The following is a 12,992-nucleotide window of genomic DNA, read 5'->3' on the forward strand; positions in this document are numbered from 1 at the left end:
CTGGGATTAGAGTTGTGTCAAAGATGCTGAAATCGGGAATGCAGCTTGTATAGCTTGTCTACCTTGACTGTAGATCAACAAATATCCGTCTTTCCCCACGATTGCATCTGGCACACTAAATTGCCGTTGAGCTGAACCGGATAATCGGCCAAGTAGTAGGGCGCTATCACCAATTTCTTCTGGTGCTTCCGCAGCGCCATCCCAGTAAATCAATAGATCTGGTTGTCTCAGATCCCACCGAGGTTTGAGGGTGAGAATGACTTTGTCATCTTCTTGGGTATAGGTTATGGCGTTAAATTGACTCGATTTACCGAGGTCTTCAGAAGCTATCTTTTCACCTAGCTCACTATCTGCAACCAAGGCATAGCCATCTTGTTCAAAGAGGATCTGCGCCGACTCATCCGATGGTAGATATTGGGGACGAAATATAAAGCCAAATAATAGGATCAAAGGCAGGGCGATCGCCAAGATCGAGCTAGCGGCCAAATGGGTCTGTCGTCGGGAAAGGAGCATCTTTAACCTCCTGAAACAGGTGCTTGTTTCGCTGCAATGCGATGGGCATTTTTCTCAGTGGGATGTTGTTTACCCTTTAGTAGTCGAATGGCAAACAAAGGCCAAAACAAAACAACACCCGGAATAATGATCAATCGAAATCCGATCGCCCATCCTGTAGCCGCTGGGTCGACCCGTTTGATCAGAAATGTGACAAAGGGAATCGAAAAAACTAGCCCAGCGATCACGTAGGCGGTTATTAATTGCAGCGTCCATTCAACAATGCTGATAGCAAAGTTATTCATTGAATACCTCTTAATCCGACTCGATATTCATGAAAAACAGTCGTATTGAGCCGCTTTGTTGATCTATTAAAGAGTAAGACTAGAATGATGACCTATGAGCAAACACAATGCATTGAGACATATTTCTTTAAAATAATAAAAATTGCTTTTAAATCCCTTTCTTTTCTGACCATGGTCGACATTTTGGTCAAGGATAAATCTGAGTGCCTTCACCAGGTACGCCCTGAAATAATGAGAATTGCCTAAAAAACAGCTTAAATAGACCTTAAAATGCGATCCATTCAAGATGCTAAATACTTCAAAAAAAGGAATCTTAATTCGATTTTTTATTGATTTTCTGAGGAGAGATTGGCAAAAAAACTTTTTTAAACATCCATATTCTAGACATATTAAAATGATCAATGGATTTCATGAAAATCGTTGTGAAGCCAGATCCTTTTCAAGGTGAGTTCGGGATAAGAAATCAAGGTTCTAATCAAGTTTTAGAGAAGGTTTCTTAGGCTGATGACAGTAGGCAATGAGACCACAAAGCAAGTTGACACAAAAATTGGCAGGACTGCGGTGGCGAGAATGTTCAATCTGAGAAATTTTCTTCAGTTGGTCAATGACTGTCTCAATTAAAGCTCGCTTACGAGCCAGAACTTTGTCACGCCAAAGCATCAAGTGATTCTTCATATTGCGACGAGGCTTAGCTAGAAGCCTCACATCATATTCTTCTTGCAAATACTGTGCCAGAGCTTGAGAGACGTAACTTTTATCTGCAAAGACTTTTCTCGATAACTCTTTCAAAAGCTCCACGGCTGGTTTTCTGTCATCAGTGTTACCAGGCGTGACTTTCACATTGAGTAATTCTCCACAGTCATTGATAACCAGATGTAGTTTGAAGCCAAAGAACCAACCCACAGAGGTTTTACCTCGAGCGGCATGACCTTCAAAAACGTGATGTTGAGATATACGACGGTTATGACAGACATTGATGCCACTAGCATCAATGAAACTAATGCCTGTGCATTGGCCATAACAGTGGCGCCAATAGATGCACAGCGGTACTAATGTTAAGGCATCCATTCCACAAAGCTATGATGTGAGGCTTCTAGCTAAGCCTCGTCGCAATATGAAGAATCACTTGATGCTTTGGCGTGACAAAGTTCTGGCTCGTAAGCGAGCTTTAATTGAGACAGTCATTGACCAACTGAAGAAAATTTCTCAGATTGAACATTCTCGCCATCGCAATCCTGCCAATTTTTGTGTCAACTTGCTGTGTGGTCTCATTGCCTATTGTCATCAGCCAAAGAAACCCTCTCTTCAGCTTGATTAGAACCTTTATTCCTTATCCCGAACTCACGTTAATACTTATTTGATGGTTTCAATATCTGTAGCGATGTTTGGGTATCCTGTTGTCAGGAGAATACAATTGCGAGATTATATTCCAAACAAAGATCCACAAAGGCTTTTGCCACTACATATCTAGAATATTCTGAATGTTCCCATGGCTGATCACTGCGTTGTAAACTATCGAAGTCTGGCCATTCAGCATATGATAACCGTTGTTTTACTTCTTGATGTGTCAGCCAAGTATTGGATCTTGGTAACCCAGCTATTTCAGCGATTACGTAACAGCAGGCAGTGGAATCAAGCCATCCGGTCCTGAAATCTCCACAAACTGGAATCTTCAACTCCGCAAGCTCAGCAGCCTTGTTTTCGAATGCAGCCAAAATTGTAGGAACATCCACATCGCTCAGATATCCTAAGTCTGGAACAAATGCATCTGCATCAACCACTTACTTGCCCCTTAATATAAACATCACTGGAAATTAAGACTAGAATTTGCCATTAGTATTTGGATGGATAGGCGATCGCCCTCCGAAAAGCAATGCTTGCAACCCTCATCGAATTTGCAGATGATCCTGACGACCCAGCACTCTGGGCAATCCCAAATCTTTGGGCTGCACCCACTCTTATTGGCGAATCCTTGTAAAGGAAATAATAGCAAGTATAGCAATTTCTAGTCGAGTGAGGTGCAATAGCAGCAATGTGTAAACCAGCATCGAATATCATCAAGGGTAATCTTGGAAAAAGCTACCTCAATTGCCTTGTCTAGAGCTAGATAAGTTCTTGCCCCGATACTTTTCAAGGTACTTTTCAACTTTGACCAGCAATTTTCAATGGGTGAAAAATCTGGAGAATAGGGAGGAAGGTAAATCAACTTAGCTCCCACGGCCTCAATCATTGTGCGTACTGACTCTCCTAAATGAATCGAACAGTTATCCATCACCACACATGCTCCCGCCCATAAGTTTGGTATTAACTTCTGGCTGATGAATGCTTCAAAGGTTAATCCATCCGTACTCCCCAGCAGATGATAATTAGCGACCATTCCCTTGAAGCCTAATGCTCCAATCAAAGAAACATTCTTGCCTCGTTTACTGGATTTCGGACTATAAGCTCGTTTCCCTTTCTCAGAACGTGCCCTCAGTCTTGTCATGGCTAAGTTCACGCCCGATTCATCGATAAAAATCAAGTTTTTCGCTAGAGTCGCTTGCATTTTCTGCCAAAAATCATATCTGGCTTGTTGCACTCGTTTTGTCGCCTTAAGGTCTGGATAGAATGTTTTTTTTGAGGCTATATCCCATTCTTCTTAAGGTGCGATGCATGGTGCTATTGGCCACACGGAGACCAGTGCGTTTCTCCATCTCATCACATAGTTCCGCTAGCGTCGCATCGTTTTTCTTGGTGAGCAACTGGCGCAATATTGTTTGATTGCTCTTCGTTTAATTTGGGAGGTGTTTGTTGGCTTCGTTTTTTCGGAGCAATCGACCCTGTCAGTCGTTTTTGGTCGAGGAGCTTTTGTACAAAACTTTTCGCCACTCCAAATTGTCGGGCAAGACTACTTTGACTCACACCACCCCTTTCGTAGGCATCCACTATTTCTGTCTTAAGTCTAATGAGTAGGCTTTCGGCAAGATGCTACTTTCTTCCTCACCAGTCAACTCACCTATACTACTTCATACACCTTGCTAGGCTGAAATTTGCTGTAAGCTTTACTTGTATTAATTGTCCCAATGCAAAAGTGATATGTGAACTACATCTGTTAGTTATGTTCCTGGCTAGCAATATTTATTGATAAATTCATTAATTTCACGATCACTTGCTTTCCAATCCTCACCACGACATTCAATGAGTTTTATTAATGCCAATAATTCGAGAGGAGCTTCACCTACCACTTCTAGTTTCCCATTTGTCGCTTTCCATATTTGTGTTTGATTCTCAGTATCTTTGACTGAAATCTCGAATCCTAGACTTACCAAAGATAGGTAGGCTGGCACTTCAGTATTTCCTGTATAAGCTATCCTCATTGGCTTCATTTTTACAGCCTCATAATGAATATTCATACTATATGTTTTGCTAGAAATCCCCTGATTTATATATTATTCTATTACAAACTCCAAGGCATTTATTATTATTCAGTGATATAGAATATTCGAGTTCGAATAAACTCAGTGCATGTATTTTATATTCTTAACAAATAAACTAGAAAATAATATCAGCGATCACCCTCCGACAAGCCATGCTATCAACCCTCATCGAATTTGCCGATGATCCCGATGATCCGGCACTCTGGGCAACACCAAATCTCTGGGCAGCTCCGACTCTCATTGGTGAATCAATCTAGATAAAAGAATGGGGTGATCGCCCTTTGATTTACCTCAGAAATTTAGCAGTGTTCGGCATTTAAGCTATGCTCCATCTTTCTGACCACAAGATCGCGGACTTTTGCAGAGAGAAAGTGTGATGGAATGTACTTCAAACTGTACGAATGTCGTGATGGTCTAATCGTTTCTTTGACAAATTTAAAAATTATCCGAGCATGTCTTTTATCCCATGCCCACAAAATTCTGCCTCGGATTTTCCATTGCCAATATGCATCACTAGGCCAATTTAATTTGTGTTTTTTATTTGAGTGGCAGTGAGAACATTGAACCAAACCATTCGTCAGTAAAGGATAACCACCATAAACTGAATCACCTCCACCTCGAAGATATTGGCCTGAGCCTGAAGGTGTTTTCCAACGGACTTGAGAAGGAAATCTTTCGATAACAGTCCAACCACCCCACTGATGCATTGGTCGAGTGTCATCAGGGCAAATCTCGTTTTTCGACAAGAATTCAAATGGCTCTTCAAATTTGGCGAGGCCGCCGCAGTTGGGGCACTTTATCTCTATTGGCTGATATTTCATTTGAAGGCCGAACTATCACTAAGGTCTTACTCCCTAATTTACGTGTAGTGCCACCGAAAATTGGCAAGTTCTCAAACTGATTTAGGCTTTTATTGTTAATCCTGAATACTCTCGGAAGTAATATTGTTAGATGTATTTATTTCCGAAAGGCAGGTATCTTTTATTTTTTGTCGAATAGGGAGCGATCGCCTCAAGTCTAGAAAGTATGGGCACTTATTTTATTTTTGATTGGGCATTGTTTAGTATTGGCGATCGCCCATTTCTAAAACTGCTTTGGCAAAATGCTTCTCCATTCATAAGGATGAGAAAGTGCCACATTAGAGACGCTAAGTATTCGTAACCTTTGGCTTGAAGCCTCGCGAAATTCAGCCAAATCCGACTCAAACACACATAGGCTCTTGAAAAAAACTGATAAACCAGATGTAATCCTCTGTGCTGATCCATTCATAAGACATTGCGATTCCCTCATCCATGCAATAGGTAACTGTATGGAGTGTGCCTTGTAATAGCTCTGGCTGGAGTATTTGTCGATCAACAGGAGATATTGAAGGAGGTCGATAACCAAAAATAGATTCAAATACATCATCAAAGATATCTATTGAATTGGCTGAAGGTTCGAATCGCTCTACTGGAATATTAAAGCCTGCACCATCTTGGTGGACACGAACACTCACGGCTTGATCGTTGGTAAACCTGACCGATAATCTTAAGTCTTCTGCATTATTGAAAAAAGATCTTATTTTTCCAGGGCTGTAGGTGTAGGTTACGTGGCGATCACCTTCGGCATGGGTCAAAGTCAAGCGAGTCCAGTACTGACCAAAGTACCGTTCGATAGCAGTGGGATTTTCGCCAAAGATTTGGCGATCGCCAGAGATGACAGAGGACTGTAAACCAGTAACAAGGAAAGTACTCAAGCCGAAAACTGTGAGAGCTTGGGCGGCATATTGTCGCCACATTTTGCAATTCATACGCTCATCAGTTAAAGAGTTATCAGCGGTTACTGAAGCGAAAAATCCCATCTTGTTTCACCTTCTTAATAGGTAGTAAGCCTCAATTCTTTATAACCTATCCAATATTTAGGTTTTCTAATATCGCGATCAGATAGGCGATCGCCCTTCGACAAACAATGCTTGCAACCCTCATTGAGTTTGCAGATAAGCCTGATGACCTAGTACTTTGGGCAACACCAAATCTCTGGGCCGCACCAACCCTCATTGGTGAATCAATCTAGATAAGTGAATGTGGCGATCAATCCCAACCAGTTATTGGAAATTTCATTTATATCTCAATAACTATTGAGCAATATTCATTTCCATGATGCTTTAATTAATCTTTTTCTCTAAATTAGAAATGGTGACTGAAACAGCTTTGGTCTGGCAATTAACTCTCGCAGAACTAATGACAATTGCTTCCTCTGGCCGCTCTCGTGGAATATATAGCTCAAAAATCCGAGCATTATCTTCAAAGAATACTCCTAATACAAGACTGTCTTGCCATGTCTCAGGAAATTCATAGTCTTCAAGGGCTTTTCTTGTTGCTATCCGAGCAATTTCTTGCAGCTCATCTAGTTCTTTCATCTCTACAAAAGTGTCTTTATCTTTTTCTATAAATGTAGCTTTTTATGCATAGTTTAGCTTTTTATTATTCTGGAATATTTTAAACTGATTACGGTTGTTTTATCATTGGTCTACTTTTATTTTTATTGGCTAATTATCTTAAATGGCGAAAGTTTTCCCGGTGTGGTTGATTCCCAATTTTTTTAACGAGAACAACTATCTTCTTCTTCATAGGCTAATTTTCCTGTGAGGACATCTTCTACAAATTTGCAAAACCATTGTTTAAAGGAAGTATTGAGGACCGGACGTTTCTCCCAGTCATGCCACATTTCAATGACTTGACCTTTTGTTCCAGCTTCCGTTGGATCTAGATCAATGCAAAGATGATCGCCACCGCCGTTATAAGTAAATGGAATCCAGTGCTTATTCCACCAATCATTTTTTACTTCTGCTGGCGGTTCGGAATAACTATCTTCAAAATCTCCGCCATCCAGCAAATCTTTCCAAACTAACCACTCGTCTTGAATGCGATGTAGCGAGAGAAATTCCACCCCATCAAATAGCCAAGGTGAGTCTGCACTCTGCCCATTATGACGACGATAAAAATCCTTGAAATCATTTGGCAAAGCAATCTCTAAAACTTTTTCACAGGCTAGAAGTTCTTCTTCAGTAGCACCGGGATTTAATCCTGCTGCAACTTTTGGTGCATTTTCAGCAAGCCAATTTTCAAGCTGTTGCCAAGCCACTTCAATCGTTTGAGATGTCATGATTATCTCTTTAATTCAGCTAGTTCAATCGTACTGCATTTTCTTGGTTGTCTCGCTACACAACAGGGAATGCGAGTTTGAAACGATTAGGCTTGGCAGGCGATCGCCCAATATAGATTTTTAGCGATTGAGTCGATTCGGAATGCCATCACAACCGCCGGGAATTGTGCCGCGAGCTTTTTCGCCACACCAAGAGCAGCAATAATATCTTTGTTCTTCGCTCATGCGTTTGACATTGGTAAAGTCAACATCCTCGACTACTGCCCCTGTAAACTCACCAGTCCGATAATCTGGTCGCTGATTTTTTACCCGTGGACTTGCTGCATCAAAAGAACCATAAAAAAGAATTGTGCCTTTCAGATCGGCATTTTTGAGGTTGGCATCCACAAGAATTGTTCTCGCTAAATTTGCCCGCACTAAATCACATCCCTGTAAATTTGCCCTTACCATATTGGCTTCGCTCAGATCAGTCCAGCGCAAATCCATGGTGTGTAAATCGGTTCCCGCTAACATCACACCGAGGTCAATCACCCGCACACCACTTAATCGATCCTCTTGATAGCCACCAGTACCATCAAAAATCGGACGTCCCAAACGACCATCTCGCCGCAACGGAGTCAACAAGCGAGACTGAGATAAAAATCGTAAAATTTTTGCTTTACCACCAGCATCAACACTGCTGAGAATTGCAGCTGTTCGACCTTCCGCAATGGAGCGTTCCTGTGGCCAATCTTCTAATAAACCTTCTTCATTAAGTGCTAATTCTGAAATTCCTTGGAAATAAGTATCGATGGTTTGCTGTTGGGTAATGCGGTTTTGCTGGATTGTTAGGTCACGGGAAATCACATACTGCTCCCAGGCGACATAAACAGCCAACACAGCGATCATGATTTGGCCCAATGCGCCAACCCAGTCAGCCCAAGAGCCAAATTCATCCCATTTAATTTGGTTTAGCCAATAACCAACGAGTGCATAGACACCCAAAAATTTAAATAATCCGGCGATCGCGATCGCAAAGGCAATAAATCCAATTAGCGTTTTGCGTTCTTGAGCTGTGAGAAATGTTGAAAGCCATTCTTTTACCGACGGCAAAATGATTTTGAGCGACAGCAACAATGTCACCAAAGTGCCTGATAAACCGAGCCATAGCCAATTACTCAAGAGGCCTATGACCATGACCCCAACTGCTGTAAACACGAGCCAGGGATTTGATGAGTCGATCTGCCGTAAGTAAAATCGACGTTCCATCAAATCTTGTCGTGGCGGGGGAATTTTCGTTGGTTTTATGGCGGGTGTAATCTCCCCAGACTGATCCGCCTGTGGCAACTTATCATTGGGCATCTCAGAAAACGAATTAGGTTTCGTCTGACTCATAAACCGTCGAAATATCGCTATTCCAGCAATTGTAACTAATTCTTAAAGTCCCCGAAAAAGAAAAACCCCATCCTTGAAGAGAACGGGGAGTTTGCCCTTATGGCAATCAAATTAATATCGAGGATTTAGGCGATCGCCCAAACCTTTTCAGCATGATGCTAGATATTGCCAAAAACAATCTTCGCAGCGGCGAGAGTCTTATCAATATCCTCATCAGTGTGAGCTAAAGACGTGAAGCCAGCTTCAAACTGAGAAGGTGCGAGGTAAATACCCTGCTCCAACATGCCACGGTGATAACGACTGAATTTCTCTAGATCAGAATGCTTTGCGTCATCGTAGTTATGGACAGACTTGCCAGTAAAGAACATGCCGAACATACCGCTGATGTTGCCACCAGAAACTTCATGACCCGCTTCACGAGCAAGGCTCAATAAACCGTTAATCAACTTGTTTGTAATTGTTTCGAGATGCTCATAAGTGCCAGGACGTTGGAGCAATTCCAATGTCTTGATCCCCGCAGTCATTGCCAAAGGATTACCGGAAAGTGTGCCCGCTTGATACATGGGGCCAGCAGGAGCAACCATTGACATAATTTCTTTACGACCACCGTAAGCACCCACAGGTAGACCACCACCGATGACCTTACCCATAGTTGTTAAATCAGGTGTGACGCCGAACTTGGCTTGCGCACCACCGTAGGAAATGCGGAAACCAGTCATTACTTCATCAAATACGAGTAATGCACCATTTTCTTTTGTAATTTCCCGCAGGCCTTCGAGGAAGCCAGCATCAGGTGTGACAAAGCCAGAATTACCAACGACAGGTTCTAGAATTACACCGGCGATCGCCTCAGGATTTTCCGCGAAAAGCTTCTTCACTGCATCAAGATCGTTATAAGGCGCAGTCAAAGTCGACGCAGTTGTTGACTTTGGCACACCCGGAGAATCAGGTAAACCTAAAGTTGCTACACCAGAACCAGCCTTCACGAGGAACATATCCGCGTGACCGTGGTAGCATCCTTCAAACTTAATGATTTTTTCGCGACCAGTGAATGCGCGCATTAAACGCAACACGGACATACAAGCTTCAGTACCAGAGTTGACGAAGCGAACCATTTCAACACTGGGCACAGCATTGATGACCATCTCAGCCAAAATATTTTCCTTAAAACAAGGCGCACCGAAACTGGTTCCCTTTTCAAGGGTTTCACGAAGAGCCACATTGACTTCATCGTTTGCGTGACCACAGATCGCTGGGCCCCAAGTGCCAACATAGTCAATATATTCGTTACCATCGACATCCCAAGCACGAGAGCCTTTGACGCGATCAAATACGATGGGCTGTCCACCCACTGATTTAAATGCTCGCACGGGGGAACTGACACCACCCGGCATTAATTTTTGAGCTGCACTAAAAATTTCGTCTGATTTGGTTGTATTTAAAGCTGTAGTAACCAAATTATTTCTCCTTTAAGCAAGATCTATAAAAATTAACTTTTGTAATCTAGATTGTTTTAATGGCCATTCAATCCCTGTGTGCTAGGGAAAATTTGTGACAGTTTATTATTTTACGGAATAAAGGCAATTTCGGCGTTTGTCTGGTGATTAATTCACAATGTCTTACAAGTGTTATTCGACGAAATTTATTATTTGCCCTTGGAGGAAACACAACAAAATGTCGAAAGTTGCAGTGAAATTTATGCCCAATGATGTCGTGATTGAAGCGGCACCTGGAGAACCGATGCTTGAGGTGGCGCGGCGAGCTGGCATCATGATCCCCACCGGTTGTCTGATGGGCTCATGTCATGCTTGCGAAGTAGAGCTAGATGACGGAGAAAGTCTTTGCGCTTGCATTGCTGGCATCCCTGGCGATCGCCCAGAAATCACGATTCATTTATTTAGCGATCCCGTTTGGTAAACCACCCTAGGAGTTTGACTCACCATCACAATTATTGTGTTCTAAGTGTCGAACTAAATCTAAGAAACAACAGTTATTTTGTAGCGTTTGATACGGAATAAAGGTGTAAATCGTTTTAGAAACCAGTATGCCTTAGGGTAACCAAAATCATTTCTTAATACTTTTTAAGACGTGATAAGCATAAATACTAATTTCAAAAAGAGCTGCTGAATAAGTTTCTCCCGTAATACACAGAGAAATCCAAGGCAATTAGGATTAAGACCCATCAAGTCACCCCTTGATTCTTTCGCTCGATCCATTAGTATTTTGTGAAACAAAGCCAATATTCTCATCGGTTAAAAGTTACTTCTGCTACCGATTAGAGATATTTGTCTGTGTTATTCAAGAGCATAAATGCCTAAAACATCTCAAACTAATGCCTAAGTCAACTTTCCAAAAACGGAGTCTGGCTATGGAGCAAGCACATTTCAGCCCAGCACACGATGATAGTGTTGTTCTGAACTTTGCCCGTAAGCTCTCCCGTAACTTTTCTCCAATCTGGCTAGCTTGTATTCCTGCTGCAGCGATTATCACTGTAGTTTGGAGCACAGCAGCTATGGCAGACGGCCATGAAGTAGCCGTTGATGCAGCTGGTCAAGTCCAAATCATTTTGGACACTATCTTCCTGCTTGTTGCATCAGTGCTGGTCATTTTCATGAACGCAGGCTTCGGAATGCTCGAAGCTGGCTTCTGTCGTCAGAAAAATGCCGTTAACATCCTTTCCAAAAACCTGATTGTCTTTGCGGTTGCAACAATTGCATACTGGGCAATCGGTTACGCCTTTATGTATGGCGACGGTAATTCTTTCATCGGTTTGAAGGGTTTCTTCTTCTCCGGTAGTAGTGTTCCCTACAGTGGCGATGGTAGTGAGTGGTACACCATGGATGGTGACGCTCAAATCCTGAACTTCGTCCCTGAAAGTATCTCTTTCCTTTTCCAAGTTGCCTTCGCAGCAACAGCGGCAACCATCGTTTCCGGTGCGGTTGCAGAAAGGATTAAGTTTGATGCTTTCTTGATTTTTAGTTTCCTTTTGGTTGCTATTTCTTACCCCATCACAGGTCACTGGCAGTGGGATGGCGAATGGCTATCAGCGCTTCCTTTCCTCGGTGTAGATGAAGAAGGTGCAGCTCTGTTTGGTTTCCATGACTTTGCTGGTTCTACCATCGTTCACTCTGTTGGTGGTTGGGCTGCTCTTGTTGGTGCCGCTGTGCTTGGCCCTCGTGCTGGCAAGTATCGTGAAGACGGTAAAGTCAATGCAATTCCCGGTCACAACATGAGTATCGCGACCCTTGGTTGTTTGATTCTCTGGATCGGCTGGTTTGGTTTTAACCCTGGTTCCGAGTTGGCAGCAAGTGCAAATGTTCCTTACATCGCTGTAACGACTAACTTGGCTGCTGCTGCTGGTGGTTGCACTGCAACAATCACGTCTTGGTTAAAGGATGGCAAGCCTGATCTTTCCATGATTATTAACGGTATCCTTGCTGGTCTCGTTGGTATCACTGCAGGTTGTGATAGTGTTTCTATCTTCTCTGCTGTAATCATTGGTGCGATCGCCGGCGTAATCGTGGTCTTCTCCGTTGCTATGTTCGATAGCATCAAGATTGATGACCCCGTTGGTGCGACCTCTGTACACCTCGTTTGTGGTATCTGGGGTACATTCGCTGTTGGTCTATTCAAAATGGGTGGAGGTCTCTTCACTGGTGGTGGTATCCAACAGTTAATTGCTCAGGTCGTTGGAATTCTCTCTATCGGTGGCTTTACCGTTGCCTTTAGTTTCATCGCTTGGTACGCGATCGCCGCAGTTCTTGGCGGTATTCGTGTCGAAGAAGACGAAGAACTCCGTGGTCTCGATATTAGTGAGCACGGCATGGAAGCTTACAGCGGTTTCGTAAAAGAATCTGATGTAATCTTCAGCTCTTCAGCTTCTTCTGATTCCGAAGGCTAAATCGCGCTTCTGAATCAGTCAAAAAATTTCATCACAACTGGAATCAAACCTCCTTGCTAAGAAGGAGGTTTTTCTGTATGGATAAACAAGCCTCTATCTCTGAGTGGGTAATCGCTCAGTATGCAGTGAAGTAATACTTTAACTAGGTCATTCTGTAAGGATGATCATCGCCACTTATTGATTTTTGTTAAAGATCGCGCCTAGTAAATTCATTATTTTCTGAGTTGATATTTTAACGACGTCTATGCTGTCTAGACATCCGACTCAGCAGCTTGGATGATTTAATCCTCACCAGGCAAGGAAACTAAGCCAGATAAGTACAACATATCTCCTCGGAGAGGAGCATGAAACAGCATTGAA

Annotated in this window: 14 protein-coding genes and 2 pseudogenes; 3 read left to right on the forward strand and 13 right to left on the reverse strand. The window is 42.7% G+C overall.

What is annotated here, in order from left to right:
• Positions 1–6: 6 nt before the first annotated feature.
• From LEPTO7376_RS11545 to LEPTO7376_RS11555, 3 genes and pseudogenes are all read right to left on the reverse strand, one after another.
• On the reverse strand, positions 7–513 hold the full coding sequence (locus tag LEPTO7376_RS11545; RefSeq protein WP_015134356.1) for a hypothetical protein: 507 nt from the start codon (positions 511–513) through the stop codon (positions 7–9).
• 2 nt (positions 514–515) lie between these two features.
• Positions 516–797: a hypothetical protein gene (locus LEPTO7376_RS11550; protein ID WP_015134357.1), complete on the reverse strand. Its 282-nt coding sequence runs from the start codon at positions 795–797 to the stop codon at positions 516–518.
• 471 nt (positions 798–1,268) lie between these two features.
• Positions 1,269–1,885, reverse strand: a pseudogene (locus LEPTO7376_RS11555) (IS982 family transposase); the annotation flags it as partial.
• A 17-nt stretch (positions 1,886–1,902) separates the two neighbouring features.
• Here LEPTO7376_RS11555 and LEPTO7376_RS25730 point away from each other — a divergent pair.
• Positions 1,903–2,115: pseudogene (locus tag LEPTO7376_RS25730) on the forward strand (transposase); the annotation flags it as partial.
• Between the two features lie 82 nt (positions 2,116–2,197).
• On the opposite strand, the gene LEPTO7376_RS11565 reads toward LEPTO7376_RS25730, so the two are convergent.
• The 10 genes from LEPTO7376_RS11565 to hemL form a co-directional block, all read right to left on the reverse strand.
• Positions 2,198–2,578 (reverse strand): hypothetical protein, encoded by a 381-nt coding sequence (locus LEPTO7376_RS11565; protein WP_015134358.1) that lies wholly within the window; start codon positions 2,576–2,578, stop codon positions 2,198–2,200.
• A 224-nt stretch (positions 2,579–2,802) separates the two neighbouring features.
• Positions 2,803–3,375 (reverse strand): IS630 family transposase, encoded by a 573-nt coding sequence (locus LEPTO7376_RS27570; protein WP_041763060.1) that lies wholly within the window; start codon positions 3,373–3,375, stop codon positions 2,803–2,805.
• 13 nt (positions 3,376–3,388) lie between these two features.
• Positions 3,389–3,490 (reverse strand): hypothetical protein, encoded by a 102-nt coding sequence (locus tag LEPTO7376_RS29065; RefSeq protein ID WP_398337768.1) that lies wholly within the window; start codon positions 3,488–3,490, stop codon positions 3,389–3,391.
• A 4-nt stretch (positions 3,491–3,494) separates the two neighbouring features.
• Positions 3,495–3,722, reverse strand: a complete 228-nt coding sequence (locus tag LEPTO7376_RS27580) for a hypothetical protein (protein WP_264308888.1) — start codon at positions 3,720–3,722, stop codon at positions 3,495–3,497.
• Positions 3,723–3,904: 182 nt separating this feature from the next.
• Positions 3,905–4,189 carry a hypothetical protein gene (locus LEPTO7376_RS11580; protein WP_051188772.1) on the reverse strand — a complete coding sequence of 95 codons (285 nt, stop codon included), beginning with the start codon at positions 4,187–4,189 and terminating at the stop codon, positions 3,905–3,907.
• A 1,225-nt stretch (positions 4,190–5,414) separates the two neighbouring features.
• Positions 5,415–6,053, reverse strand: coding sequence for a hypothetical protein (locus LEPTO7376_RS11585; RefSeq protein WP_015134363.1), 639 nt, complete (start codon positions 6,051–6,053; stop codon positions 5,415–5,417).
• Positions 6,054–6,356: 303 nt separating this feature from the next.
• Complete coding sequence (locus LEPTO7376_RS11590) at positions 6,357–6,611, reverse strand: hypothetical protein (RefSeq protein ID WP_015134365.1); 255 nt, start codon at positions 6,609–6,611, stop codon at positions 6,357–6,359.
• Positions 6,612–6,793: 182 nt separating this feature from the next.
• Positions 6,794–7,357, reverse strand: coding sequence for an SMI1/KNR4 family protein (locus LEPTO7376_RS11595; protein ID WP_015134366.1), 564 nt, complete (start codon positions 7,355–7,357; stop codon positions 6,794–6,796).
• A 120-nt stretch (positions 7,358–7,477) separates the two neighbouring features.
• Positions 7,478–8,605 (reverse strand): pentapeptide repeat-containing protein, encoded by a 1,128-nt coding sequence (locus LEPTO7376_RS11600; RefSeq protein ID WP_398339563.1) that lies wholly within the window; start codon positions 8,603–8,605, stop codon positions 7,478–7,480.
• Positions 8,606–8,889: 284 nt separating this feature from the next.
• Positions 8,890–10,188, reverse strand: coding sequence for a glutamate-1-semialdehyde 2,1-aminomutase (hemL, locus tag LEPTO7376_RS11605; RefSeq protein ID WP_015134368.1), 1,299 nt, complete (start codon positions 10,186–10,188; stop codon positions 8,890–8,892).
• Positions 10,189–10,405: 217 nt separating this feature from the next.
• On the opposite strand from hemL, the gene LEPTO7376_RS11610 reads away from it, so the two are divergent.
• Both LEPTO7376_RS11610 and LEPTO7376_RS11615 read left to right on the forward strand, forming a co-directional pair.
• The gene (locus LEPTO7376_RS11610; protein WP_015134369.1) at positions 10,406–10,648 is read left to right on the forward strand and encodes a 2Fe-2S iron-sulfur cluster-binding protein; all 243 of its coding nucleotides are present in this window, start codon (positions 10,406–10,408) and stop codon (positions 10,646–10,648) included.
• A gap of 451 nt (positions 10,649–11,099) precedes the next feature.
• On the forward strand, positions 11,100–12,632 hold the full coding sequence (locus LEPTO7376_RS11615) for an ammonium transporter (protein WP_015134370.1): 1,533 nt from the start codon (positions 11,100–11,102) through the stop codon (positions 12,630–12,632).
• Positions 12,633–12,992: the final 360 nt, after the last annotated feature.

Origin of the sequence: [Leptolyngbya] sp. PCC 7376 (genome assembly GCF_000316605.1) — a bacterium.
GTDB lineage: Bacteria > Cyanobacteriota > Cyanobacteriia > Cyanobacteriales > MRBY01 > MRBY01.